Origin of the sequence: Streptomyces tauricus (assembly GCF_014650955.1) — a bacterium.
Lineage (GTDB): Bacteria > Actinomycetota > Actinomycetes > Streptomycetales > Streptomycetaceae > Streptomyces > Streptomyces tauricus.
The window spans coordinates 465,237-490,759 of sequence record NZ_BMVY01000001.1 but is presented as its reverse complement, the minus strand read 5'-3'; the positions used below and the strand labels follow the sequence as shown (position 1 = coordinate 490,759).

The 25,523-nt window shown below is 70.9% G+C and carries 26 protein-coding genes; 12 read left to right on the top strand and 14 right to left on the bottom strand.

What is annotated here, in order from left to right; all coding sequences use genetic code 11:
* The first annotated feature begins 145 nt into the window (after positions 1-145).
* Genes IE278_RS01870 through IE278_RS01855 form a run of 4 tightly spaced genes read left to right on the top strand, consistent with a single transcriptional unit; the run spans position 146 to position 4,884 of the window.
* Positions 146-1,312, top strand: coding sequence for a polyprenyl synthetase family protein (locus IE278_RS01870; RefSeq protein ID WP_189768013.1), 1,167 nt, complete (start codon positions 146-148; stop codon positions 1,310-1,312).
* On the top strand, positions 1,309-2,898 hold the full coding sequence (locus IE278_RS01865; protein WP_189768011.1) for a phytoene desaturase: 1,590 nt from the start codon (positions 1,309-1,311) through the stop codon (positions 2,896-2,898). Before IE278_RS01870 ends, IE278_RS01865 begins: the two co-directional genes overlap by 4 nt.
* Positions 2,885-3,880: a phytoene/squalene synthase family protein gene (locus IE278_RS01860; RefSeq protein ID WP_189768009.1), complete on the top strand. Its 996-nt coding sequence runs from the start codon at positions 2,885-2,887 to the stop codon at positions 3,878-3,880. The genes IE278_RS01865 and IE278_RS01860 overlap by 14 nt, the downstream gene beginning before the upstream one ends.
* Positions 3,877-4,884: a Rieske (2Fe-2S) protein gene (locus IE278_RS01855; protein ID WP_246569701.1), complete on the top strand. Its 1,008-nt coding sequence runs from the start codon at positions 3,877-3,879 to the stop codon at positions 4,882-4,884. The genes IE278_RS01860 and IE278_RS01855 overlap by 4 nt, the downstream gene beginning before the upstream one ends.
* An 88-nt stretch (positions 4,885-4,972) precedes the next feature.
* Here IE278_RS01855 and IE278_RS01850 read toward each other — a convergent pair whose 3' ends face one another.
* Genes IE278_RS01850 through IE278_RS01840 form a run of 3 tightly spaced genes read right to left on the bottom strand, consistent with a single transcriptional unit; the run spans position 4,973 to position 8,486 of the window.
* The gene (locus IE278_RS01850) at positions 4,973-6,475 is read right to left on the bottom strand and encodes an FAD-dependent oxidoreductase (protein WP_189769009.1); all 1,503 of its coding nucleotides are present in this window, start codon (positions 6,473-6,475) and stop codon (positions 4,973-4,975) included.
* 53 nt (positions 6,476-6,528) lie between these two features.
* Entirely contained in the window at positions 6,529-7,260 is a 732-nt protein-coding gene (locus tag IE278_RS01845) for a class I SAM-dependent methyltransferase (protein ID WP_189768005.1), read from the bottom strand.
* Positions 7,257-8,486: a lycopene cyclase family protein gene (locus IE278_RS01840; RefSeq protein ID WP_189768003.1), complete on the bottom strand. Its 1,230-nt coding sequence runs from the start codon at positions 8,484-8,486 to the stop codon at positions 7,257-7,259. Before IE278_RS01840 ends, IE278_RS01845 begins: the two co-directional genes overlap by 4 nt.
* A 376-nt stretch (positions 8,487-8,862) precedes the next feature.
* Between IE278_RS01840 and IE278_RS01835 the strand changes: the two genes are divergently transcribed.
* The 3 genes from IE278_RS01835 to IE278_RS01825 all read left to right on the top strand — a co-directional run bounded on the left by IE278_RS01835 (position 8,863) and on the right by IE278_RS01825 (position 10,402).
* Positions 8,863-9,258: a DUF6153 family protein gene (locus tag IE278_RS01835; protein WP_189768001.1), complete on the top strand. Its 396-nt coding sequence runs from the start codon at positions 8,863-8,865 to the stop codon at positions 9,256-9,258.
* A gap of 129 nt (positions 9,259-9,387) precedes the next feature.
* Entirely contained in the window at positions 9,388-10,032 is a 645-nt protein-coding gene (locus IE278_RS01830; RefSeq protein ID WP_189767999.1) for a DUF305 domain-containing protein, read from the top strand.
* A 151-nt stretch (positions 10,033-10,183) separates the two neighbouring features.
* The gene (locus IE278_RS01825) at positions 10,184-10,402 is read left to right on the top strand and encodes a hypothetical protein (RefSeq protein WP_189767997.1); all 219 of its coding nucleotides are present in this window, start codon (positions 10,184-10,186) and stop codon (positions 10,400-10,402) included.
* Positions 10,403-10,521: 119 nt separating this feature from the next.
* Here the strand turns inward: IE278_RS01825 and IE278_RS01820 are convergent, their stop codons facing one another.
* The gene (locus IE278_RS01820; RefSeq protein WP_189767995.1) at positions 10,522-11,388 is read right to left on the bottom strand and encodes a helix-turn-helix domain-containing protein; all 867 of its coding nucleotides are present in this window, start codon (positions 11,386-11,388) and stop codon (positions 10,522-10,524) included.
* 198 nt (positions 11,389-11,586) lie between these two features.
* Here IE278_RS01820 and IE278_RS01815 point away from each other — a divergent pair, with 198 nt between their 5' ends.
* The 4 genes from IE278_RS01815 (at position 11,587) to IE278_RS01800 (ending at position 14,273) form a co-directional block, all read left to right on the top strand.
* A complete protein-coding gene (locus IE278_RS01815) occupies positions 11,587-12,510 on the top strand; it encodes an alpha/beta hydrolase (protein WP_189767993.1) in 924 nt (307 codons plus the stop codon).
* 107 nt (positions 12,511-12,617) lie between these two features.
* Positions 12,618-12,824, top strand: coding sequence for a hypothetical protein (locus IE278_RS01810; protein ID WP_189767991.1), 207 nt, complete (start codon positions 12,618-12,620; stop codon positions 12,822-12,824).
* Positions 12,821-13,204, top strand: a complete 384-nt coding sequence (locus IE278_RS01805; RefSeq protein ID WP_189767989.1) for a hypothetical protein — start codon at positions 12,821-12,823, stop codon at positions 13,202-13,204. The genes IE278_RS01810 and IE278_RS01805 overlap by 4 nt, the downstream gene beginning before the upstream one ends.
* 166 nt (positions 13,205-13,370) lie before the next feature.
* On the top strand, positions 13,371-14,273 hold the full coding sequence (locus tag IE278_RS01800; RefSeq protein WP_189767987.1) for a TIGR03619 family F420-dependent LLM class oxidoreductase: 903 nt from the start codon (positions 13,371-13,373) through the stop codon (positions 14,271-14,273).
* Positions 14,274-14,456: 183 nt separating this feature from the next.
* On the opposite strand, the gene IE278_RS01795 is transcribed toward IE278_RS01800, so the two are convergent.
* From IE278_RS01795 to IE278_RS01775, 5 genes are all read right to left on the bottom strand, one after another.
* Positions 14,457-15,365, bottom strand: coding sequence for an NAD-dependent protein deacetylase (locus tag IE278_RS01795; RefSeq protein WP_189767984.1), 909 nt, complete (start codon positions 15,363-15,365; stop codon positions 14,457-14,459).
* A gap of 314 nt (positions 15,366-15,679) precedes the next feature.
* Complete coding sequence (locus IE278_RS01790; protein ID WP_213089697.1) at positions 15,680-17,182, bottom strand: family 43 glycosylhydrolase; 1,503 nt, start codon at positions 17,180-17,182, stop codon at positions 15,680-15,682.
* A gap of 469 nt (positions 17,183-17,651) precedes the next feature.
* Entirely contained in the window at positions 17,652-18,527 is an 876-nt protein-coding gene (locus tag IE278_RS01785) for a SigB/SigF/SigG family RNA polymerase sigma factor (protein WP_189767982.1), read from the bottom strand.
* A gap of 263 nt (positions 18,528-18,790) precedes the next feature.
* Positions 18,791-19,243, bottom strand: a complete 453-nt coding sequence (locus tag IE278_RS01780; protein WP_189767980.1) for a DUF2267 domain-containing protein — start codon at positions 19,241-19,243, stop codon at positions 18,791-18,793.
* 219 nt (positions 19,244-19,462) lie between these two features.
* On the bottom strand, positions 19,463-19,897 hold the full coding sequence (locus IE278_RS01775; protein ID WP_189767978.1) for an Hsp20/alpha crystallin family protein: 435 nt from the start codon (positions 19,895-19,897) through the stop codon (positions 19,463-19,465).
* A 114-nt stretch (positions 19,898-20,011) separates the two neighbouring features.
* On the opposite strand from IE278_RS01775, the gene IE278_RS01770 reads away from it, so the two are divergent.
* Positions 20,012-20,770 (top strand): type III effector protein, encoded by a 759-nt coding sequence (locus IE278_RS01770; protein WP_246569699.1) that lies wholly within the window; start codon positions 20,012-20,014, stop codon positions 20,768-20,770.
* Positions 20,771-20,782: 12 nt separating this feature from the next.
* On the opposite strand, the gene IE278_RS01765 is transcribed toward IE278_RS01770, so the two are convergent.
* From IE278_RS01765 to IE278_RS01745, 5 genes are all read right to left on the bottom strand, one after another.
* The gene (locus IE278_RS01765; RefSeq protein WP_189769006.1) at positions 20,783-22,036 is read right to left on the bottom strand and encodes an APC family permease; all 1,254 of its coding nucleotides are present in this window, start codon (positions 22,034-22,036) and stop codon (positions 20,783-20,785) included.
* 225 nt (positions 22,037-22,261) lie between these two features.
* Positions 22,262-22,795, bottom strand: coding sequence for a winged helix DNA-binding protein (locus tag IE278_RS01760; protein ID WP_246569683.1), 534 nt, complete (start codon positions 22,793-22,795; stop codon positions 22,262-22,264).
* Complete coding sequence (locus IE278_RS01755) at positions 22,792-23,316, bottom strand: MarR family winged helix-turn-helix transcriptional regulator (protein ID WP_189767976.1); 525 nt, start codon at positions 23,314-23,316, stop codon at positions 22,792-22,794. Before IE278_RS01755 ends, IE278_RS01760 begins: the two co-directional genes overlap by 4 nt.
* Before the next feature lie 332 nt (positions 23,317-23,648).
* Positions 23,649-24,605, bottom strand: coding sequence for a helix-turn-helix domain-containing protein (locus tag IE278_RS01750; protein ID WP_189767974.1), 957 nt, complete (start codon positions 24,603-24,605; stop codon positions 23,649-23,651).
* Positions 24,602-25,444, bottom strand: a complete 843-nt coding sequence (locus IE278_RS01745) for a peptidoglycan-binding protein (protein ID WP_189767973.1) — start codon at positions 25,442-25,444, stop codon at positions 24,602-24,604. Before IE278_RS01745 ends, IE278_RS01750 begins: the two co-directional genes overlap by 4 nt.
* Positions 25,445-25,523 lie beyond the last annotated feature (79 nt).

Here is a 25,523-nt window from a genome sequence, read left to right as displayed (position 1 = left end):
CCGCCATGAGACGCAGAGCGCTGCGCCAGTGGAGTGACTGCGACCGGCGACAGGTCTCGCAACGGGCAGGAATCAGCGCATCCGTTAACACGCCCGCGAGAGAAACACTGGTGTGCAGGTGACCGAGAGTGAAGGGGAGTTGTGCATGCTGGGACTCCGGCCCACCGCGGCCGAACCGGTCGTGCCCGTCGACAGTCCGCTCACGGCCCTGGAGGCCGTCCGCGCCGTCGAGGCGGAGCTCGGGCATGTACTCGACACCAAGTTGCGCAGGGCCTTCGACGTGGACCAGGTGTTCGCACAGGACGTCGCCGGCCGGGTCACCACGTTCGTCCGCCGGGGCGGCAAACGGCTGCGCTCGGCGTTCGCGTGGTGCGGTTGGCGGGCCGCGGGCGGTTCGGGTGACCCCACCGCGCTCCTGCGGACCGCGGCCGCGCTCGAACTCGTACAGGCGTGCGCTCTCATACACGACGACGTCATGGACGGATCACCGCTCCGCCGGGGCGCACCGGCCGTCCATGTGGAGCTCGCCCAGATGCACCGGGCCGCGCGGATGACCGGCTCACCGGAGGTCTTCTCGACCTCCGCCGCGATACTCGCCGGCGACCTCGCCCTGGTCTGGGCGGACGACGTACTGACCGAGACGGCACTCGGTTCGCCGCACGGCACACGGCTGTTCCACGAGTGGCGGGCCATGCGTACGGAGATGGTCGCCGGGCAGTACCGCGACATCCACGCGCAGGCCGCCGGATCGTCCGGTGTCGACGAGGCCGTGAGCATCGCCACGCTCAAGAGCGCCCTGTACACGGTCGAGCGGCCCCTGGCCCTGGGCGCGGCCCTGACCGGTGGCGACGACCACACCCTGAACGCCCTCCGCTCGGCCGGGCGCTGTGCCGGGCTGGCCTTCCAACTACGGGACGACCTCCTTGGCACCTATGGCAATCCGAAAACGACGGGCAAACCGGCCGACGACGATCTGCGGACCCGCAAACTCACCTATCTCCTCGCGGTCGGCCTGTGGCTCGCTGACGCCGCCGGTGACGAGGAGGCAGTCGACGCCCTCGGCCCCAGCCCCAGCCCCAGCCCCGACGTCGGGGTCGGCGGCCGGCCGGACGAGGCGGTGAGCCGCATGCGAGCGGCATTGGAGCGGACCGGCGCGAGAGGCGTCGTGGAGTCCAAGATCTCGGAGTTGGCGGCGACAAGCGTGCGGCATTTCGCGGGGGCGACCCCCGACCCCGTCGTACGGCGGGAGTTCACCACATTGGTCGAGCGCGCCTCGGGCGTCGCACTGGGACATACCGGGGAGGCGGCGTGAGAACGGTACCTGGGCCGACGGATCATGTCGTCGTGGTGGGAGCCGGACTGTCCGGCCTCGCCTGTGCGCTGCACCTGCTGGGTTCCGGTCGGCGGGTGACCGTCGTCGAACGGAACGCCGGCCCGGGCGGCCGGGCCGGTCACGTCCGCATGGGCGGTTTCGAAGTGGACACCGGTCCCACGGTGCTGACCATGCCGCACCTGGCCGACGAGGCCTTCGCCGCCGTAGGTGACAGCCTCGCCCGGCACGTCGAGCTGACGCCCCTGCACCCGGCCTACCGGGCGTCCTTCGCGGACGGCACCTCACTCGACGTGCACACGGACGGCGAGGCAATGGAGAGCGCGGTGCGTGAGTTCGCCGGACCGGCCGAGGCAGCCGGCTACCGCGAGCTGAGGACCTGGCTGGAGCGGCTGTACCGGGCGCAGATGCGGCGCTTCATCGACACCAACTTCGACTCCCCCTTCCAGCTCCTCCACCCGGACCTGGCCCGGCTGGCCGCGCTGGGCGGCTTCGGACGCCTTGACCGCCGTATCGGCCGCTTCATCTCCGACCCGCGGCTGCGCCGCGTCTTCTCCTTCCAGGCCCTGTACGCCGGAGTCACCCCGGCCAGGGCCCTCGCGGCGTACGCGGTGATCGCCTACATGGACACGGTGGCCGGCGTCTGGTTCCCGAAGAACGGCATCCACGCGCTGCCTCGTGGCATGGCGAACGCGGCGGCCGGCGCGGGCGCCGACTTCCGCTGGTCGGCCGAGGCGACCTCCCTCGAACGGAGCGGCGGCCGTGTGCGTGCCGTACATCTCGCCTCGGGTGAGCGGATCGCCTGCGACGCGGTGGTGCTGACCTGCGAGCTGTCCACGGCGCACCGGCTCGTCGGACGGACACCCCGCCGCCCGGTGGGACTGCGGCACTCGCCGTCCGCCGTGGTGCTGCACGCGGGAACCGACCGCACCTGGCCCGGTCTCGCCCACCACACCCTCTCGTTCGGCACGGCCTGGGAGAGCACCTTCGACGAGCTGACCCGGTCGGGGACGTTGATGAGCGACCCGTCCCTGCTGATCACCCGGCCGACGACACACGACCCCGCCCTCGCCCCGCCGGGCAAGCACCTGCACTACGTGCTGGCCCCGTGCCCGAACACCGACGTCGGGCCCTCCGCCGAGGCCTGGCGGGACCTCGGCCCGCGCTACCGCGACAGCCTGGTCGCCGAACTGGAACGCCGGGGCCTGGACGGGTTCGCGGACAGCGTGCAGGAGGAAATGCTCGTGACGCCGCTGGACTGGACGGCGCAGGGACATGCTGCGGGCACCCCGTTCTCGGTGTCCCACACCTTCGCCCAGACAGGACCGTTCCGCCCGCGCAATCTGGTGCGCGGTCTGGAGAACGTCGTACTGGCCGGCTGCGGCACCACACCAGGCGTCGGTGTGCCGACGGTGCTCATCAGCGGAAAGCTCGCCGCCGCGCGCGTCACCGGCGGCGTCCGGGGCAGCGGCCCCCGCCTCCGTCCCGTACAGCGCGTCCGTCCCGTACAGCGTGCGGCACGTACCGCCGCGGTCTCCACCGAGGAGGGCGTTCATGACGCGTCGTGAGCTGGACGCCGCGGACATCACCGATCCCGCCCTGCGCGAGGCCTACACCCAGTGCAGGCGGCTCAACGCCCGCCACGGCCGGACCTACTTCCTGGCCACCCGTCTGCTCCCTGTGGAACGCCGCTCCGCGGTACACGCCTTGTACGGTTTCGCCCGCTGGGCGGACGACATCGTGGACGACCTCGACCGGCGCCGCACCCCTGACGAGCGCGACCGGCTGCTGCGGTGCCTGGAGAGCGACCTCGCGCACGGGCTGCGTACCGGAGCCGGGGACGAGCCGGTGGTCCGGGCCGTGGCCGACACCGCGAGCCGGTACGACATCGACCACACGCTGTTCGCCGATTTCCTGGCGTCGATGCGCAGCGACCTGCACGTCACGGACTACCCGACCTACGCCGACCTGCGCGCCTACATGCACGGCTCGGCCGCGGTAATCGGACTGCAGATGCTGCCCGTGCTCGGCACGGTCACCTCACGCGAGGAAGCGGCACCGCACGCCGCCGACCTGGGCGTGGCCTTCCAGCTCACCAACTTCCTGCGCGATGTCGGCGAGGACCTCGACCGGGGCCGCGTCTATCTGCCCGCGGACCTGCTCGCGGCCCACGGCGTGGACCGTCCGCTGCTGGAGTGGAGCCGCCGTACGGGACGACCCGACGCGAGGATTCGCCGGGCGCTCGTCGCCGCCGAGGGCATGACCAGAGAGATCTACCGGGCGGCGGAACCGGGCATCGCCATGCTGGACCCGCGCACGCGGCCCTGCATCCGTACCGCGTTCACGCTCTACGGTGGCATTCTCGACGCGATCGCGGACCAGGACTACACCGTGCTGCACCGCCGCGCGGTCGTGTCGCGCGGGCGCCGTGCGGCGACGGCCGCCGCGGGGATCGTCGACATCACGAGGGCACGATGGCGCGCCCGTTCCTCGCCCCTGACAGCACAGGCGGGCGTCACGCCCCTGCAGCGGAAAGGTCCCGTGCGGTGAGCGACCGAGCGAACCGGCCCGGCTGGACGTCACCCTTGCGGCGGCGCCGCCGGTCGGACTGGGCGGCGCAGCCGCCGACCTGGCAGGAAGCACGCCCGTCGATCATCTCCGACGCGCTCAAACGGGCCTCCGCCCGTCCGTCGGGGAACTGGTTCGTCGTGGGTGCCTCGCGGGACGTACGCGCCGGTGACCGCCCCTACGGCCGAACGGTCGGCGGGGTCGAAGTCGTGCTGTGGCGGTCGGACACGGGCCGGCTGCACGCCGGTCCGGGCGCCTGCCCGCATCTCGGCGCCCCGCTGCGGGACAGCCGGGTGGTGTGCGGCACGCTGGTGTGCCATTGGCACGGACTGGCCCTGGACGGCGGGTCGTTCGCCGGCTGGGATCCGTTCCCCGCCCACGACGACGGTGTACTGGTGTGGGTCAGGCTGGACTCGGTCGGCGGCGAGGAGCCGACCGAGCGGCCCGTGGTGCCGGCGCGGCCGGCGGCGGGCAGCGGGGTGGACGCCGTCTACACGGCCGTCGGCCGGTGCGAGCCCCAGGACGTGATCGCCAACCGGCTGGATCCGTGGCACGGTTCGTGGTTCCACCCCTACTCGTTCGTCGACCTGACGGTGACGCGCCCGCCGCGGGGCGAGGCGGACGACGCGTTCGTCGTCGATGTCTCCTTCCGGCTGACCGACCGTCTGGTGGTGCCGGTGCGGGCGGAGTTCACCGCTCCCGGACCCCGGACCGTGGTGATGCGCATCACCGAGGGTGAGGGATCGACGTCCGTGGTCGAGACCCACGCCACGCCGCTGACCGGCGAGAACGCGGAGCAGCCGCGGACCGCCGTCATCGAGGCGGTCGTGGCTGCCTCGGACCGGCGGGGTTTCGCGTTGGCACGGGCCGCCGCGCCCGCGCTCCGACCGTTGATGCGCCGCACGGCCGGCCGGTTGTGGCGCGACGACCTGGCCTACGCGGAGCGGCGCTGGGCGTTGCGCAGCGCGGGCCGGTTCCCTGGCTGACACCGTCTGCCGGCCAGGGCCTCTTCGACCGCCAGGGCGTCTTCGAGGTCTTCCCGAAGGAGCGGAACGTCGTGCGGAGGAGCGAGGGTCAGCGGCTTCCGACCGTGCCGAGCGCCCGCAGTACGGGCGAACGGCCCGCTCGGGGTACCGTCCACAGCACCTGGCCCCGGACTCCCCAGCCGGCCAGCAGGGCGTTGGCCGCCAGAAAGCCCGTGGTGGCGGCGCGTTCCATGAGGGCCACGGGCAGGTCGCAGCGGATCGCGTCACCGGCGAGCACGATCTGCGGGTGCGCAGTGGTCACGGTGGGCCGCCGGGTGTAGGAGCCGACCGGGAAGAGCGGGCAGTCGGAGCGCCATTCATGCCGGGCGTCCACGATCCGCGCCCCTCGTGTCTCCGGATATACCTCGTGCAGACGGTCGACGAGCCGGGACTGTACGGCTTCGCGCCGCGCGTCCTCGGGCACGGCGTAGGCGTGCAGTTCCACCACCGAGCCGCCGGATCGGGACGCCCATCGGGCGGCCTCGTCCTCGTAGCGGTCCAGGACACTGACGTTGTCGAGGCCGTCGTAGCCGCTGGTGCCGAGGAACGCGGCGCGGTCGGCGCGTACCGGGCGGTCGAGCCAGAGCCGCGAGACGAGAAACGGCGGCGCGGTGCGCAGGCCGTCGATGTCGTCGCGCCAGGCGGAGGTGCCCAGCGCGGGTGACGCCGCGACGAGGCCCCGCAGGGCGCTGGCGTCGAGGGCGAGAACCGCCGCGTCATGACGGTCCACGGCGGTGTCCGTCCGCACCTCCACTCCCCCTCCCCCTCCGTCGCCGGGGTGGACGGCGCGTACCGGCGTACCGGTGCGGATGTGCGCGCCGAGGCGCTGGAGATACGCGCCGAGCGGGTCCCACAGCGCCTGCGGGAAGGGAGCGGTCGGGACGTCGAAGAGCAGGCCCTCGGACGAACCGAGGAAGTAGATGTGGAACATCAGCAGGAGTTCCGCGGCGGACAGTTCGCGGGGGTCGGCGAAGAAGCTGCGGGAGAACACCTCGAACGCCAGATGATGTGCGGCCTCGGGGAAGCGGACGCTTTCGAGAAACTGGGTCGCGCTGACCGAGTCGAAGCGCTCGTAGACCTCGGGTACGCGGACGTCGAGCAGGGGCAGCGCGGCTCGGGCGTCCATCGCGGCCAGGTCGCGCCAGCCGAACGTGGGGCTCAGGGCGACGAACCCGAGTGCGCTCAACGGTGGTGTGCGGGGTACGCGGGCGAAGCTGTCGGTCAGCCCGCCGCTGTGCCGCAGCGGGTAGTCGGGCACCTGCCGGAGACGGTCGAGCGCCGGATCCGTGCGCCGCAGCAGGCCACGGAGGTTGTAGTACTGGCGGAAGAACGCGTGGAAGCCCCGGCTCATGGTCGCCTCCCCGCCGTCGGCAAGCCGGGTGGACCAGCCGGCGAGCCGGCCGCCGAGTGACTCCGCCTGTTCGTAGAGGGTCACGCGGGCACCTCGTTCGGCCAGGAGGGTCGCCGCGGCGAGACCCGCGATCCCTCCACCGATCACGGCGACACCCGGGGTGTCCGCGGCGGGGAACCGCTTCAGGCCGGGCGCGGGCATCACGATCTCGGCCTTGCGGTCCCGGCCCCGCCGGGCGGCACGTCGAGGGTCGTTCACCGTGCGTACTCCGCTGTGGTCGCCGAGCCCTCGCGGGCGAGGAACGTGTGCGTGATCCCGGTCTGCCACCCGGCGACGGGCAGCGCGCGCACGGCCGAGAATCCGGTGCCCCTGAGACGGTCGGTGAAGTCGGGAACCGTGTCGAAGTCGAGGACGCTGCGCCACAGATGGCGGTACAGGTCGCGGTCACCGCTGAACGAACCCGCGGGGATGATCACGCCTCGGCAGACAGCCGTCCACAGGGCCCGGTGCACGGCGGAACCACTGAGGCTGTACTCGTGGACGGCGAGCCGTCCGCCCGGGCGCAGCAGGGTCCGCACGGTCTTGAGCACTTCGTCCGTGTCCGTGACGTTGCGGAACAGGTAGGCGGCGAACACCGCGTCGTACGATCCCTCGTCCGTGGTGGTCAGCCCTTCGGCTGTCAGGTGCTGGAAGCGCACCCGGGCGGGCCAGGTCTTGGACTGTGCACGGGCCAGCATGCCGGACGACGCGTCGACGGCCGTGATCCGGGCGCGGGGCGCGGCCCGGAGCAGGGCCCGGGTGGAAGCTCCCGTTCCGCACCCCAGGTCGAGGATGTGCAGACCGGCGCCCTCCCGGGGCAGCCGAAGCCGTCGCGCCGAACGCAGGAGATCGGTGCGGTATCCGGGGTTGAGGGCCGTGAGTCGGTCGTAGCTGTGCGAAGCGTGGTCGAAGGCGAGTGCCAGGTCGTGGTCGCGCAGCAGGGTCATCGGTGGCTCTCTCCGCTTCGTGGGGCTGGGTGGGTACGGCGTGGCAGGAAGGGGAGTTCGACGGCGGTGCGCAGCATGGGGCCCACGGGGGTGCGCAGGCCGATGCCCCACTCCTCCCAGGGTGAGGTGCGCCCGTCCAGGAAACGCAGCAGCCGCTCCGGCGGAACGCTGCGGAACAGCCCGGTGAAGAAGCCGGGTCCGTCGATCCGCCCGGTGTCCAGAGCGCGCAGCAGGATCGCGTCCATGGCCAGTACGCGCCGGGCGTGCGGTCGGGGTGCGCTCGCGCGGCCGTCGCGCAGGGCGGCGGCGATGGCCCGGCTCTGCCGCTGCACCGCGGCGAAGGTGTAACCGGTCGCCGGGCGGGTGGCACCGCCGGCGGTCCCGATACGGGAGACGGCTGCGCCGATCCGGCGGGGGAAGCGCGCGTCGGTCATGGGGATCACACCCTGCTCCGCCGTCTCGACGGTGAACGCGCCGAGCTTGAGGATCTCCCGGCTGTAGTGTCCGAGCGCCGCCTCGTACGCCGCACGGGTCAACGGGGTACGGGAGAACTCGGTGTACTCGACGAGCGCCCGGTCCGGCGCGAGCGGCAGTACGTAGCCGAAGGCGAGGCCGTGGCGCGGCTGCGGCACCCGGAAGTCCATCAGGTCCGCGACCGACGGATCGAACCGGTCCGTGTCCGTGCGTACGAACCAGCCGCGGAAGTGCTGGAGCAGCTGTGTCCGGGCCGGCGGCAGGGCCGGGAGGGGGCGGGAGTCGAACACGTGGCGAGCGTGGAGGGTCAGTGTGCCGCCGTCCGGCGCCGTGCACCTGACTTCCGCTCCCCCAGGGATGTCGCGCACCGTGTCCGCCGTCGCGCGCACGATGCGCCCACCGGGCGACCGGGCGATCCTGGCGTACGCCCATTGCTCGAAGTCCGTGGAGCGGAGCATGCGGTAGCGCAGCGGGGAGGGATCCACGGTGATCGCGCCGCCGTCGGCGTCGTGGATGCGCAGCCGCGACCAGGACGCGGTGACCACCTCGTCGAATTCGCCGGTGTCCCCGTCCCAGTAGCACCAGGTCCGCTCGGGCGCCCGCAGAGGGCCGTCCGGTGCTTCCACCAGGGTCACGGTCGGGGAATCGGTCGCCACGAGGCGCTGCGCGAGGCTGAGCCCGGACGCGCCGCCGCCCACGATGATCACGTCGGACACGACGTCCGGAGCGAGAGCGTTGGAGCGCCGGGTCACCGGGCGTGCCGTTCGACGACCGGTACCCCGTCAGGAGCCGTGCGCACGTCGCCGAGGACACCGATGGCTGCGGCCACCGGCACGCGCGCGCCGTTCATTTCCACGTCTCACTCCCGATCACGGGGCAGCCGGGCCGCGCCCCTTGTCACACAAGTGGTTCCGGGCGCCGGCCGCCCGTGGATGCGCCGGACTGGAACCAATCGAAGTCAACCGCAAACGAGGTCGCTCGGCGCGGCACGGCACGGCCGGTGAGTGCACCTGAGTACAGGTGTTCGCGCGTTACGGGTGTTGGCGCGGTGCCGCTGTTCGAGCGGGGCGGATGCCGCACGGTGGCCGTCCGCGACATCGTGGCCGCGACGCCCCCTACGATGAGGGCGTGACCGCAGCCGCCCGAGCAACCCACCGCCCCGCCGGGCGGTTGTTCGTGCTGTTGGTCCTGGCCGTGCTGGCCGGTGTGCTGGGTATGCACGCGCTGGCACCCGGCGGAGTTGAGGCGACGGGCGCCGGACACGAACAAATGATGGCCGCGGCGGAGAACGTGCCGCACGCGGACGCGGGTTGCTCGCACACCGACGGCGGGTCGGGTCACCTCGATCACGCGGACGGCACGTGTGCGGCCGCCGGTACGAGTGCGGCGTACACCCCGCCCGCGCTCGCCGACTCGTTCCTCGACGTACCCGCCGCCGCTTCTCCCGTGGCGGCGGCCACCGGGTGGACGCATGAGGGCCGGGCCCCGCCCGGCCTGTCCGAGCTGCAACTTCTACGGATATAGAGCCCCCGCACGGCACCGGCATGCCTGGGCCCGGTTTCGGGCCGGTGGCCGGTGCCGTCCTCGCGCACGCTCTCACTGTCCGTGACACCGCGCGCCCTGTACCGGCGCGCGTCAAGGAGTTGCACCATCATGATCTGCAAGCGTTCACTTGTCCGCCGTACGGCCGCCGTCACCGTTGCGAGTGCCGCGGCGCTCGTACTGGCCGCCTGTGGTGGCGACAACGCCGGCTCGCCCGGGCACAACGGGCACGGCGCCGCCTCCAGCCCTTCATCGGCCTCGGCGTCGGCATCGTCGGCGGTGCGGGGTAAGCACAACGCGGCCGATGTCGCCTTCGCCCAGGGGATGATTCCTCACCACCGTCAGGCCGTGGAGATGGCCGACCTCGCCGAGGGGCGGGCCCGGTCGGCCGAGGTGAAGAAGCTCGCCGCCGACATCGAGAAGGCCCAGGGGCCGGAGATCCGGACGCTGTCCGGCTGGCTGACCTCCTGGGGTGAGGACGTACCCGCCGAGGGCGGCGGCATGGACCACTCCACGCACGACATGGGCACGATGATGACGGACGCGGAGATGACCGAGCTCGAAAACGCTTCGGGTACGGCCTTCGACACCGCCTTCCTGAAGATGATGATCAAGCATCACGAGGGTGCGGTGACCATGGCGAAGACCGAGCGAACGGACGGCACGTCCGCTCCTGCCGTGAAACTGGCCGGTCGGATCGTCACCGCGCAGAGCACGGAGATCGAGCGGATGAACAAGCTCCTCGGCAAGAACTGACCGGAACGGACCCACCGGACGGGGGCGGGGCGCGCACACCATCGAGGGCCGCCCCGCCCTTGGCCCCCTCCCCCACCTCAAACGGCGGTCGTGACTCCTCGCGCATCCGGCCCGCAGGCATTCGACGGAGAACAGCGGGAACATGGGGTGTATGACAAAGCATGATGACGACTCGCACACGCACCACGCGCCCGGATCCCAGCCGAGCGTCCACCCCGGTTCCGATGAACCGCAGACCATCCCGGTGCCGACGCCTCCCGTCGCATGGGACAGCGGTCCTACGGACCCGGCTGACCTTGCCGACGAAGAGGCTGAGCCGGAAGAGTCCGCCGCCCACGAAGAGCCGAAGACGAAGTCGCAGGACGACTGACCCCTGCTGGGAATGAGCGGGAAGGCAGCAGTACCTGGTGACGAGCCGGGCCGGAACCCTGTTGAGGGCTCCGGCCCGGCTCGGCCGCGTACAGCGCCTGCGCGTACTGCGCCCGCATTTCATTGACTGCCGTCGGTGCTCGACTGCCGGGTCGTCCATGACGTGAGGATGCGCAGGGCATCGTGGGAGGGGCTGGCGGCTTCGGCGGTCAGGATCATCAGGCGCTGCCCGGAGCCGTCAGGGCTGGCCCAGGTGTCGCAGTCGAGGGTGAGGTCGCCCACCAGGTGGTGACGGTAGCGCTTCGTACCGTAACTGGCGCTGTTGACACGGTGTTCGGCCCACCAGGTGCGGAAGTCGGGGTCCTGGAGGGACAGTTCACCCACGAGTTGCGCGAGGTCGGGATCGTCGGGGTTGCCCGCGGCCTCCATCCGTAGTGCGGCGACGGCCTCCCGGGCGTCGTGTGCCCAGTCCTGGTGCAGTTGCCGGACCACCGGATGGGTGAACAGCAGTCGCAGGTAGTTGCGCCGATGCGCCGGTATGGCTGCGAAGTCCGTGTAGAGGGCTGTGGCGGCGGGGTTCCAGGCGAGGATGTCCAGGCGTTCGCCGAGGACGAGCGCGGGGGTTTCCGTGAGCTGGTCGAGCAGCCGTCGCATGGCCGGACGCAGGCGTTGGGCCTGTCGGCGGCGGCGCGGGTGGGCGTCGGTACGGCCCGCGAGGTCATAGAGGTACTTCTGCTGGTCGTCGTCAAGACGCAGAGCCCGGGCCAGGGTCATCAGCACGGGTACGGAGGCCCGTACCCGCCCCTGTTCCAGTCGCGTGTAGTAGTCCACGCTGATGGCGGCGAGCTGTGCGGCCTCCTCGCGGCGCAGTCCAGCGACCTTGCGGGCGGAGTCCGTCTCGGGAAGGCCACACTCCCGCGGTGTCAGCTGGGCCCGGCGGGCCTTGAGGAAGGCGCCCAGTGCCCGGGAGTCGGAGTCTGCGGTCATGCTCCCCAGTGTCGCCTTGCCGCGACGGCCACGGCACGAGTGTGAGGGGGCACGTTCTTTCCCAGGCAGAAACCTGGCTCTGCCGCTCGTGCGGAGAGCGGCGGAACGTGGAGGTGTGCCCGGCAGGACGCGGACCCCGAGTCCGCGCCGTGCCGGTGCGCCACGACACGTCATCCCCGTCCCTCTCCGGGAGTCCTCATGGCCAGGTCCACCGTCAGCTTCGACAGCGCCGGCATCCCGCTCGCCGGCCACCTCCACACCCCCGACACACCCGCGTCAGGTCCGCGGCCGGCGCTCGTGGTCGGTCACCCCGGTACGGGGGTGAAGGAACAGACCTCCGGCACGTACGCCCGGCGGATGGCCGAGCGCGGGTTCGTCACGCTGGCCTTCGACGCCGCCCATCAGGGCGAGTCCGGCGGTCTCCCCCGTGGTCTGGAGGACCCCGCCCAGCGGGTGGAGGACTTCAAGGCCGCCGTCTCCTACCTGACCACCCGCGACGACGTCGACGCCGAGCGCATCGGGCTGCTGGGCATCTGCGCCTCCGGCAGCTACTCGCTGGCCGCCACCGGCGGCGACCACCGCGTCAGGGCCGTGGCGACCGTGTCCACCGCCGAGCCCGCCCGCCAGTTCCGTCTCGGCGCCGACGGCACCCAGGACCCGGCGCTCTTCCTGTCGCTGCTGGACGCCGCGGCGGCGGCTCGCAGCGCCGCCGCGCGCGGTGAGGACCCCGGCGCGATGGCCATGTTCCCGGAGTCCGCCGAGCAGGCCCGCGCGCTCGGCGGCGACCACGGCGTCGAAGGTTTCGAGTACTACCGCACCCCGCGGGGCCGGCACGAGCGCTCCGCGAAGACCCTCGCCTGGGAAAGCGTCGACAGGATGGCCCTCCACGACGCCTTCTTCTCCGTCCCGCTGATCGGCCCCCGCCCCATGCTCCAGATCATCGGCGAACGCGCCGTCACCGCGTGGATGGCGATCGAGGCCCACCAGCGCGCCACCGGCCCCAAGGAAATCCACTGGATCAAGGGCGCGAGCCATGTCGACCTCTACGACAAGAAGGAGTACATCGACCCCGCCATCGACAAACTGACCGCTTTCTACGCCACCCACCTCACCGCCGCCTGACGAACGGCGAAGCCGTGGCGTGCCCCGCGGCGAATCCTTGGGTGCGCACTCCGAGACCTTGAACAAGCGGGTACCTCGGCCGGTACCGGGTGAGGTACCTTCGGTGCATGCCTGCACTCAATGTGGAATTCAGCGAGGAAGAGATGGCCCGGTTGCGTCATCGGGCGGCTCTGACCGGGCGGAGTCTGAAGCAGCACGTGCACGACGTGACCGTGGAGGAAGCCGACCGGCTGGCCTTCGTCGAGGGGGCGGTCGCGGAGGCCGCTCGGGTACTGCCCGGTGTCGAGGCCCGCTTCCCGGCGGGACAGCGGTGAGCCCTGTCATCCGCGTCGATGTCGGCTGGGTCCTGCAGATCCAGTCGGCGATCTCCCCGCTGAACGTGCCCATCGCGGACTGGGGCGTTCTGGGCTTCATGGCCGAACGACACAAGTTCGAGCGGGAGCGCGGCGTCCTCTACTACGAGGAGCCCGCCTCCCGGGCCGCGACCTTCCTGCACACCGCGCTGCTGCTGCGCCCCTTCACCGACTACAACCTGGTCATCGGCTGGGCCTGCACCAGCCAGTACATGCATGTCTCCGGCCAGCCCCTCCAGGCCAAGGACGACGAACTGTACGAACTCGCTCAGACGATCCGCGCCCAGGAAGCCGACCTCCGCACCATCGCGCAGCGCTTGGAGTCCTGGCGCACCGAGTGACACAAGAGGCTCCGCGGCGCGCCTTCGTGTTCGATGGTTGTTCCCGCAACTACCTTGTGTGTGCGCCGACTTGGCGACGGGCGTCCGGTGTGCAGAAGCCGGCCGCCCGACCGTATCGGGCGGCCGACGGCCCGCCCGGCCGTGCCTCAGCAAGGAAAGAAAGAACATGAAGATCGGCTTCGCGCTCCCCCAGTTCCACAAGCAGGCCTTCGGCATCTCCCGCGTCGCCAGATTCGCCCGAGAGGTCGAGCAGGCCGGCGCCGCGAGTCTGTGGGTAGGCGACCGCAACCTGGCCGCGGTGTCCCCGAAGGTCGGCTACGGCGGCCAGGGCGACACCATCCCGGCCGAACTCAACCCGGCCGCCGACCCGTTCGTCCTGCTGGCCGCGGCGGCGAGCGTCACCGAACGCGTGCAGCTGGGTATGCACGTACTGATCGCGCCGCTGTACCCGCCGGTCCAGCTCGCCCGCTCACTGACCACTCTCGACCTGGTGAGCGAAGGACGTCTGCTGCCCGGGTTCGGCATCGGCTGGTCCCCCGAGGAGTACGAGGCGGCCGGCCTTGACTTCCACAAGCGGGGCGCGCGGATGGAGGAGCTGCTCGACGTCCTCGACACCATATGGACGACCGACCCGGCCGAGTACAAGGGCACCCACCTCACCGTGCCCCTCCACCACGCCCCGCTCAAGCCCCACCAGAGCCCGCGTCCGCCCGTCTACCTGGGGGCGATGTCCGAGCGCGCCCTGCGCCGCGTCGCCCTTCGAGGCGACGGCTGGCTGCCGCTGTGCGTGGTGCCGAGTTACGTCGACATCGACGGGCTCGTCGCGCAGCGCGCCCTCATAGACAGCCAGGCGCGGGAGGCCGGCCGCGACCCGGCGGACATCGACGCGGTCCTCCGCGTCAACATCGACGCCGGTACCCCGACCGCGGACGTGGTCGACACCATCAAGTCCGTGCACGAGCGCACCGGGATCAGCCACTTCATGATCGACTCCCTCTACACCGCCGACACGGTCGAGGACTCGCTGGAGCTGGCCGCCGAGATCCTCGCCCTGGTGAAGGAAGGCTGAGCCGAGCGCCGCTTCCCGTACCTGCGGGGCGCGACACAACTCCTCGGTGAGCGGGCGGCCGGCATCTCGCCCGGCTGATCGGCCCCGGCCCGGCCCCGGGTAACGGGTCCGGGGGTCCACCGGCGGCCAGTGGCCGTCGGTCGGCGTGGCTCACCCGGGGAGTGGACCGTGACGGCGCCGGCGCTATCCGATCCCGGCCGACGTCTCGCCCTCGACCGGGATGCCCAGCCGGTCGGCCACGGTGGTCAGCGTCGTCCCCAGAGGGAGCGCGACCCGGGTGACGGCATGGACGTCACCGCGGGTCGCGTCCCTGTTGACGATCAGCACCGGCTTCCCGTCCTGGGCCGCCTGCCGGACGAAGCGGAGTCCGGACATCACCGTCAGCGAGGAGCCGAGGATCAGCAGAGAGGTCGCCGTGCGGACCAGTTCGCGGCACTGCTCGACCCGCGGGACGGGCACGGACTCGCCGAAGAACACCACGTCGGGCTTGAGGATGCCGCCGCAGACCGTGCAGGGCACCACGTGGAAGTCACCGACCTGCTCGTCGGTGAGGTCGGCGTCACCGTCGGGGTTGATCGCCGCGGCCACCGGTGCGAAACCCGTGTTCGCTTCCTCCAGCCGACGGGCGAGTTCGCGGCGCGGGCTGAAGGTGCCGCAGGACAGGCAGACGACCCGGTCCAGGCTTCCGTGCAGCTCCACGACGCCCTCGGTGCCCGCGGCCTGGTGCAGGCCGTCGACGTTCTGCGTGATCACACCCGTGAGCAGGCCGTGCCGAGCGAAGGCGGCGACGGCCCGGTGCCCGGCGTTGGGGCGGGCCCGGCCGAAGGTGCGCCAGCCGAGGTGGCTGCGCGCCCAGTACCTGCGCCGCGCCTGTGGGCCGCCGACGAAGTCCTGGTACGTCATCGGGGTGTGCCGGCTCAGGCTCCCGCCCTCGCCCCGGTAGTCGGGGATGCCTGATTCGGTGGAGATGCCCGCTCCGCTGAGCACCAGCACACCGCCGAAGCGCAGCGCGTCGGCGACGGGCTGCGGATCCGTGGTGCCGGGCGGCAGGTCATCGGTCGGGGTCCAGCTCAAAGTGGGGCGCATGCGCATGCCACCAGGGTAGGCAACCGTCGGCGGCTCCTGCCCGCGCAGGCCGCGCGACGGGCTCGACCGGCGCCCGGGCGCACCGGAACACCTCGGTGGCCGGTATGGTCGCACGCTCCGCGCTGGTCGCCAGGTGCCGGTGTCGCCGTCGGCCGCTGGGAGACACGCCGGCTCCGACACCCGTCAGCACAATCTTCGGCAGCAGGCGCCGTGCGCGGCGGTCGCCGACGGTGGCGGTCGAGTCGCGGGCCGTCCGCAGCCGCTGGCCGTCCGTCCGGAGGTGGCGGCGCGGGGAGCACCCTCCCCGCGCCGCCGCGTCGTCACCCCGCGGGTGCGATGGCCACGTTGTCGAAGGCCGCCGCCGTGTCGAAGACCCGGACGCCGTTCGCTCCGCTGCGGTAGGTGCTGTCGCTGACGGAGATCTTGGGTGTCGTCATGTCGTCGACGAACACCTTGATCGTGGAGCCGACGGCGGTGACGCGCATCCGGTGGGCCGAGCCGGAGGCGACGGCCGTGCGGGCGGTCGCCAACTCGGTCCAGGAACCGTTCGCCCGGCCGAGGACCACCTTGCCGCTCGGGCTGATACCCGCGTAGTAGCCCGAGTAGCTGTCCCAGCCGACCGAAGGCCCGCTCACCCTGAACGTCAGGCCCGCGTCCCCGCCGCCCGAGGTGACGGTGACGTCGGCGTCGTAGGTGAAGTCGGCGAAGTTCGTGTCGAGCAGGGCCTTGCCGCCCTGGTTTCGTCCCACCCGGTACTGGCCGTCGCTGACGGACCACGTCCCGCCGTACGTCTTCCAGCCCAGCGCGTTGCCGTCGGCGAAGTTGTCCCTCACCTGCATCGCGATTCGCCGGATGGTGCCGTCGGGGTTGAAGTGGAGGCGGTCGTAGGCGAGTTGGCGGTGGTTGCCGTCACTCTCACTGAGCGGACGGCGGTGGTAGACGATGTACCAGATGTCGGTGCCCGGCACATTGACGACGGAGTTGTGGCCGGACCCCTTGGCGACCGCCGGATCCTGGGCGAGCACCTTGTCGATCTTCTTGAAGGGGCCGGTGGGTGAGTCGGACATCGCGTACGACACCGAGTAGTCGGGGCCGGTCCAGCCGCCCTCGGACCACATGAAGTAGTACTTGCCGCCGCGCTTGAACATGTAGGAGCCCTCGGTGTAGTTCTCGGGGGTGATCTCCTTGTAGGTGGATCCGTCGTCGAACGTGCCCAGGCTGGTCATGTCCGGGTTGAGTTTGACGACGTTGGAGTGGTGCCAGCCGCCGTAGTACATGTACGCCTGACCGTCGTCGTCGATGAAGACGTCCTGGTCGATGGGCTGGGCGCCGTTGTGGAACTGCGAGACCAGCGGCTTGCCGAGAGCGTCTTTGTAGGGTCCCTCGGGGCGGTCCGCGACGGCCACGCCGATGCCGCCGAGTTCGGAGTTGTTCTGAATGTCGTTCGCGGCGAAGTACAGGTAGTACTTGCCGTTGCGTTCGACCGGCGCGGGCGCCCATACCGCGTACTTGGCCCAGGAGACGTCCGCCGTCTTCAGGACGTTGCTGTGCTTGGTCCAGTGGATCAGGTCGGTGGAGGAGAACGCGTCGAGGTAGGTCTGCTCGGCGTAGGGCCTGGATGCCGTGGGGTAGACCCAGTACTTGCCCTCGTAGACCGCGATGTCGGGGTCCGCGTACCAGCCGTCGACGAAGGGGTTGCCCGCCTCGGCGGTGGAGTACTCGGGCGCGGCGACGGCGGTCGTGGGCGAGAACATCGCCACGAGACCGCCGACGAGCAGCGTGGCCCAGGACTTGGCGACGAACCCGGTCGATCGGACAGTCACGAGAACCTCCGTGGGGGGTGAGGCCGGCAAGGGCAGACAACGTTGTCAAGAGCTGAACACCGAGAAGCGCGGTGGGGATTGGAGTCGCTCATGGGGTTGCTGCAAGCAGGTGTTTACATCGTTGCAAGAGACCTGTAAACCCTTTGCGCACGGATCGTCGTCTGCCGGGCCGCCGGGATGAACGGCCCCAGCCGGGGCACCCGACCTCCGCGACACCACTGGGTGTCGCTCTTCCGACAGAGAGAGAAACCCGTGTACATCGGCCTGGGTACCATCGTCGTCATTGTCATCATCATCGCCGTCGTCATGATGATGCGCCGTCGCTGACATGAGGTCAGCTGTCACCGCGGCTCGTCCTGGTCGGCGCCGACCTGTTCGGTACGGCGCCGACTCTTCCCGAGAGTGACTGGTCGGCCCGACGGTGACTGGTCGGTCCGACATCGGCTGGTCGGACCGACGTTGGCTGGTCCTAGTCCGCGGCCAGCAGGCCGGCGCGGAGCTTGCCGAGGACGCGGGTGATCAGCCGCGACACGTGCATCTGTGAGTAGCCCAGCTCATCGGCGATCTGCTGCTGGGTCAGCTCGTCGACGAAGCGCAGGTGGATGATCCTGCGGTCACGCTCGTCGAGTTCGGCGACCAGCGGGGCCAGGGAGTGGAAGTTGTCGATGAGGTCATAGGAGTTCTCCTCGAAGCCGATGAAGTCGGCGAGGGCGGTCTCGGACTCCTCGTCCTGGTTCATCACGGCGGCGTCCAGCGAGGCGGCGTTGTAGCCGTTGGAGGCCATCTGCGCCTGGACGACCTCGGAGCGCTCCAGCTGCATCAGCTCCGCGAGCTCCGCCGTCGAAGGAGAACGCCCCAGACGTGTGCGCAACTCCTCGGTGGCCTTGGACAGTTCCAGCCGTGCTTCCTGAAGACGGCGCGGAACGTGCACGGCCCAACTCGTGTCGCGGAAGAACCGCTTGATCTCGCCGGTGATGTAGGGAACGGCGAAGGACGTGAACTCGACCTCACGGGACAGCTCGAACCGGTCGATCGCCTTGATCAGACCGATGGTCCCGACCTGGACGATGTCCTCCATCTCCTGCGGGCCACGGTGCTTGAACCGGGAGGCCGCGTACTGCACGAGGGAGAGGTTCATCTCTATCAGGCAGTTGCGCACGTACTGGTACTCGTGCGTGCCCTCCTCGAGCTGCGTGAGGCGGTCGAAGAACCGCCTGCCGACTTCCCGCGCGTCCCTGGGCGCGATGGAGGAAGGGGCCGCGTACGCGCGCTCGACGAGGTCCTGCTCCACCCCGGTGGCCCGGACACCGGCCCCGGTCTGTTCCTGCGCCGTCACGATGGTCATTGGGTCTCGCTCCTTGTGCCTCAAGCGTGGCTGCCGTTTGGATCCTGCCCGCGCGTACCCGGACAACGGACTCGTACGCCCATGGAATTCGTGGAATTCGGTCGAGTATCGAAAGGCCGCCGGGGCTGCGACTCGGGCTGCCTCCGACGCTGTCCCCCAGCTGTCCCCCGCTCGGTGCCGGCCTGGACAGGCCAGGCAGCCTGAATAGGTCAGGCGGCCCTGACAGGTCAGGCGACCCGGACAGGCCAGGCGGGCCGGAAAGGTCAGGCGGCCTGGACGAGTTCCGCTCGCTGGATGAGTTCCGCGCGGCCGAACAGCAGCGCGTAGCCGGACGGGAGCCGGGCGAGGACGCGGTCGAGGAGGTCGGGACCGGCGAGGTCCGCGACGGCCGTGAGGACGGCTCCGGTGTCCCAGCGTGCGGTGGCAGGCGTACCGCCCGTGCGGGTGGCGAGGTCCTTGACGAAGCCCCAGCCCGTGAGCGGCTGTGCATCAGGGCTCTGGCCGGTGAGGACGAGGGCGGCCTCGGCCGGGAGGCAGGCGGCGAGATCGAGTCCCTCCTCGCCGGTGAGCTGACGGCCCAGCGCCGCGAGCACGGCACGCGTCACTTCTTCAGCCCGCTCCCTGGTGGGGTACGCGCCCTCGTACCGGATCTTCTCCAGCAGCCGGTGAAACGTCGTGGAAGGCCGAGCAGAAGCCGCTTCACGCAGCGAATTCATCGGGGTTTGTTGCCTTTCTCGCCCGTCGGGCGTTGTGCCGGTGGGATGGGCCGACCCGGTGGGTCGTGGCCGGCCCCGCCTCTTGCGCGCCGCGGGTGGGACGGGATCGGGACGGCGGGACCTCGATCCCGTCGGGGACCTCGATCCCGTCGGGGAACCGCAACCCGTCGGGGAGCCCGATCCCGTCCTTCACCTGCGGATCTGCCGAGGAGGGAGTCCTCAGCCGTGGATCTGCTTGTGCTCGGCCCCGCCGCCGATCGAGACCTTGCGGGGCTTGGCGCGCTCGGCGATCGGGATGCGCAGGGTCAGCACCCCCGCCTCGTAGTCGGCCGTGATGCGCTCGGTGTCAAGGGTGTCGGCCAGCACCAGCTGGCGGGAGAAGACGCCGACGGGCCGCTCGGAGAGCTCCATCTGCCTCTTGTCGGCCTCCGCGGCCGGACGGCGCTCGGCCTTGACGGTGAGCATGTTCCGCTCGACATCGACCTCGACCGCGTCCCTGTCCACACCCGGCAGGTCGAGAGCGATCACGTACTCCTCGCCCTCCCGGTAGGCGTCCATCGGCATCACCGAGGGCCTGGACCAGGTACCCGTCACACCGGTCAACTGCTGCGCGAGCCGGTCGAGTTCGCGGAACGGGTCAGTGCGCATCAACATCGCGAAAACACCTCCACAGGTCTGGCAGTAACTGCCAATGCGCTTCGTCTGGAACCGTTGTAGCATGTCATCCGAACGATGACAACTCCGATGTCATCCAAAGGGTGACACAGGATGAAGCTGCCCGAGAGGATCTCCATGCCCCCTTCTCGCGAACCCCATGACCCCGCCTCGCTCCTCGCCGCCAAAGCGGCGCTCGACGCGATCGGCGAAGCCGTCCGCACTGCCGGGACCACCAAGACCGCCGGGGCCGCCGGGAGCGCCCGGACCTCACGGCCGGAACCGTCCTCGGAGGACGGGCAGGCCGCCGCCGACCAGGCGTTGGCGGCGCTCGTGCTGTTGCGTGAGCTGCGCGAACAGCTCGCAGGATGGGAGCCGGGGCTGATCGAGGCGGCCCGGGCAGCGGGCTCCAGCTGGGCGGAGCTCGCCCAGCCTCTGGGCGTCGCAAGCCGCCAGGCCGCCGAACGCCGCTACCTGCGCGTACGCCCCGGGACCTCCGGCAGCACCGGCGAACAGCGCGTACAGGCGACCCGGGACCATCGGGCCGCCGACCGCTCCGTCTCCGCCTGGGCGCGGACCAACGCCGCCGAACTGCGCCAGCTCGCCGGGCAGATCACGGCTCTCACGGACCTTCCCGCCCAGGCGCACACTCCCCTGGCCCGGCTCGCCGACGCCCTCGCCGCCGACGACGCCACCCACCTCATCGGCCCCCTGACCGAGACGCACACGCACCTCGAAGCGGGTCACCCCGACCTGGCGGCGCGCGTCGACTCCATCAGTCACCACACGGACCGGCTCCGCCAGAGCCGTGGCGGCCGCGGCAGCCGCGGTGGTCTTGACGGCCCTGACGGTCTCGACGGGACCTCGTCCTGAGGACCGGCCGGTTCAGCGGGTGCGCCGCAACCGCACCGCTGCCACGACGCCGAGCACCACACCCACCGCGAGTACGACCAGCCCCTTCAGCCAGACATCGCGTTCGATCTGGGTCGCGAGCACGACGCAGGACGCCGCCCCCAGGACCGGCACCACGGACGGGGCCCGGAAGTGATCGTGGTCGGTGACGTCGCGGCGCAGCACGAGGACAGAGGTGTTGACGAGGAAGAACACCACGAGAAGGAGCAGGACCAGCGTGGCGGCGAGTGTGCTCACGTCGCCGGTCAGTGCGAGCAGCAGCGAGAGCGCCGTGGTGGTGGCGATCGCGGCCCAGGGCGTACGCCGGCCGGGCAGCACCTTCGTCAGGAAGCTCGGCAGCAGGCCGTCCCGGGCCATGCCGTAGGCCAGCCGCGACGACATGATGCCGGTGAGCAGCGCGCCGTTGGCGACAGCCACCAGGGCGATGGCGCTGAAGAGTTCCGTGGGGACCCCGCCGGCCGCCCGGACGACTTCGAGGAGCGGCCCGCTGGACTCGGCGAGCTTCGCCGTCGGCACGGCCGCCGCGGCGGCGGCTCCGACCAGGACGTACACCGCGCCCGCGGTGATCAGAGCGCCGAAGAGCGCCCTGGGATACGCGCGGCGGGGATCGCGGGTCTCCTCGGCCACGTTGACGGACGTCTCGAATCCGACGAACGAGTAGTAGGCGAGTACCGCCCCGCTGAGCACGGCGGTGGCAGGGCCCTTGCTCGTGGTCCCCAGGTCCGTGAGCCGTCCCAGGTCTCCGTCGCCGCGGAGCACGATCCAGGCACCGAGGCCGATGACCAGCAACAGTCCGCCGACCTCGACGACCGTCGCGACGGCGTTGGCCCTCGTCGACTCACTGATGCCCCGCGCGTTCAGCAACGCCAGCGCGGCCAGGAAGACGATCGTGACGAGCACGATCGGAAGCGAGACGAACTCGGACAGGTAGTCGCCGCCGAATCCGCGGGCCAGGGCGCCCACGGAGACGACGCCGGCGGCGAGCATGCAGAAACCGGCGAGGAATCCGGCGAAGGGCCCGTAGGCCAACGTGGCGTAGTGGGAGGCCCCGCCCGCGCGCGGATACTTGGTGACCAGTTCGGCGTACGAGGCCGCCGTCAGCAGCGCCAGGCACAGGGCCACGATGAGCGGGGCCCACACGGCGCCACCGGCATCGGCCGCGACCTGCCCGACGAGGACGTACACGCCCGCGCCGAGGACGTCGCCGAGGATGAAGAAGTAGAGCAGCGGGGTGGTCAGGGCTTTCTTGAGCGCCGAGGGAGCTTCCGGTGTCCGGGGCGCGACTTCAGGAGTGTGCACGTGGCGCCGAGTACCCAGTGCGGAGGGTTTGCGACGTGGCGAATGGAGGGCTTGTGGGGCGCGTGGGTTTTATGGATCCTGTGGGTCCCGTGGATCTCGTAGGCGGGCCACGGGTTCAGCCGCCGCACATCGGGTGGGGCCACGGGGAAACGGTCAGGTCGTCGGCGCCGTCAGCTCCGCCAGCTCCGCGTTGGCGCGCTCCGTGACGTGGGTCAGGACGCGGCCGGCGGCGGCCAGGTCCTCGGCGGGTATCCCGCCCCAGATGCGGGCGGAGATGGGGGCGGTCTCCGCGCCGACGGCGGCGAGCAGCGCCCGCCCCGCGTCGGTGGGGCGGAGGTGCGCACCGTCGACGACGAGCAGTCGCATGGCCAGCAGCTCGTCGAGTGTGGTGCGGATGTCGGCCGGATCCGCCTTGAGGGACCCCTGGACCTGGGCGACGAGATCATCCGCCGTCTGCGGGGCGTCGGAGGTGACGGCGGCGCGCAGGGCGACCTGCTGCTGGAAGGTGGCGCCGTGCCGGGCCAGGACGTGCTCCAGCACTCCGCGGGCGGCGTAGTGGGCCAGGGCCAGGTCGCGGGCGTTGGCGGCGGGGGCGGGTGCGGTGGTGAGTCCCGTCGCGGTTGCGGGTCCGGTTGTGGTGGCTGCGGTGGTGGTGGATGAGGTCCGGGTGGATGAGTTCGCGGTCATGGCGGGGTCCCTTGATTGGTTTCGCCTGATTGGTTCCGTCGATTGCTCTTGTCGGTCGGTGGTACGGATGGAGCGAGTGGTACGTCGAGCAGGGCCGTCAGCTCGCCGGTGAACGCACGCGTTCGCGGGGCGTCGAGGCCGCCGAGCGGCTCCAGCAACTGCTGAAGCAGTTCCTGGACCACCTCGATGGCCTGCTTCGTGACGGCCTCCCCCTCCGCGGTGAGCGCCAGCTGTACGGCACGGGGGTCGCGGGGATCGCGGGTGCGCTCGACCAGTCCGGCGGACTCCAGTGCGCGCGCCAGCTTCGAGACGTACAACGCCTCCAGCCCTGTGTGGTCGGCGAGACGGCGCTGACTGGGCCGCTCACCGACGCGCCGCATGCCGTACAGCGAGGCGACCAGCGAGTACTGCGCGTGGGTGAGACCCAGCGGAGCCACCGCGCGATCGACCGCGACGCGCCATTTGTTGGCGAGCCGCCATACCAAGAAGCCGGGTGTGGGGCCCGGTGAACCCTTGCTCATGCCGAATAGAGTACATAGACATAATGTCCATGGCTACTATTTTAGGCCGGGCCCCACCTGCTTCGCCCTGTGTAGCCCCGGGCACCACGGTGTCGACACGCACCGAGAACGCGAACGTGCGCCGGACCGCATGCCGGTGACCTTGGCCCCCTGGGGCACGATCAGCCGGACCCTGACGAGCGGGTCGCCGGATCCGAGGTGGCCGAACCAGGCCGGACCGTTGTCCTTGAACGGGAGCTCGGCCGTGACCGTCTCGCCGGCCGCACCGGAGATGGCGTCACCGGTCACGGAGAAGTCCGCGGTGTTGTCCGCGCCGATCCAACGCTCACACGTCAGCCGTGGTGCGGAGTCGCGACCGACTGGTCCGGGTGTGTTCTGACGCATTCCTTTGTGCCGCCCGCCGCCGGGCTGAAGCAAGCCTGTACCCGTGTTCCAGGGCTCACCACGCTCATGCGTGTGTGGACGTAGGTGTCCGCCTCGTTGCGGCTGGTGACCCGTGCGTCGTGGCGGGAGCCGCCCTGACCGCCTGCCAACAACTCGACGCGGTCGTCCATGGCCGCGCCCCACATCCGGGCCCAACTCGCCCCGCACTCCTCGCTGTAGCGGATCTGGATCCAGGCACCCGTGGCGGTCTCGTGCTCGGCGAGCGTCATCGGCTCGGCGGCACATCTCATCGTGATCGGGTCCTTGTCCTGGCATGCCTTGTGCCGGCAGAGGGCCCCGGTGACCGGGGGCGGCGTGGGAGACGGTGGCGCCGTCCTGCCGTCGCGGGAGGGGGGCAGGTGGATGAGTACGAGCGCCCCTACGGCCACGGCACAGACCGATACCAGGGCCGTGAGGATGGTTACGGGGCGGTGGTTGGTCGGGCGGGTGTGGGTGGGAGTGGGGGCGGCGTCGGTGTCGGGTGGGGTCGCCTCGGGCGGGGCGGCGGGGGCAGGGGGTGACTTGTCCGTCTCCTGCCCCTTTTCGGTGCGCTGACCAGCCGGTGTGCCCCGCGTCGGCTCGCTGCTCTCGGCCGGCGGTGTCCCGTGCGTCGTGGGCGTTCGGTGCGTTCGGGCCAGGTCCAGGAGCGCCAATGAATGGTCGGGCGCTTCGCCGACGAGGCGGCACAGCTCGATGACCGCGCTGCGCGGCGGCAGGCTCTTGCCGTTGAGGTAGCGCTCCCAGGACGACTTGCTGAAGGTGGTCACGTTCGCGAGCTGCGCCAGGCTCAGACCGGTGCGCTGCTTCAACTGCTGCAGTACGACGGCCAGTCGGGCACCCGGCGGTGAGGGTGCGGTCCGTGTCATCCGCGTAGCGCCTTCCAGGAGCGCGGCCCCAGCATGCCGTCGACGACCAGGCCCTCGCGCTGCTGGAACGTCTTGACGGCCCGCAGCGTCAGCGGGCCGAACATGCCGTCGATGCCGCCGGGTGAGATGCCCGCCCGGCGCAGCAGACACTGCGCCTCGGCCACGTCGGCGCCCGTGGCCCCGTACACGATCTCGTCGTTCCGGCCTTGGTTGATGCCTGCCGACCAACGGCCGCCGATACGGCTGATACGGCAGGTGTAGGAGGGCGACGGCGAGGCCGCGGTCGTGCTGGGTGGGGCGGCGACGGCTGCCGGGGTGATGTCCTCGTCGAGGCGCAGCATGAGCAGCAGCGCCGCGAGGAGGGCCACGGCGAGGGCTACGACGCCCGTCGTGAGAGCGATGTGGATGTGCGGGAAGCGGCCGGCGGCCGGTGCCGTGGTAGGTGATGTCGTGGCACGTGGTGTTGTGGCATGCGGTGTTGTGGCATGCGGTGGCGTGGGCCCGATCAGTGTGATCGGTTCCTGTTTCTGCGTCGTGGGGCGCGGCTCTGCTGTGGCGGTCCTGGCGCGCCCGCTCCCCCAGGTGTCGGCCGCGATCTCGTGCAGCGCGATCAGGGGGACGGGGTCGGCGCCGGTGACCCGGGCCAGTGCCTCCACCGCCTCCCGGGGCGGCAGCGAGGTGCCTCCCAGGTACCGCTCCCACGACTTGGCGCTGTAGCCGGTCTTCGCCGCGAGGTGTCGCATCGTCAGCTCGCCGTGATCCTTCAGCTGGCGTAAGCGTTCCACCAACTGCCGCGCACAAGGATCGAGTTCAGCGGACAGCGCCTTGTAGCGCGACATGGTTCCCCCAAAGCGGTCACGAACGTGATCAGCGGCCCCCTCCGCTGCTTCGCATTCTGCATGAGCCTGTCACATCTGT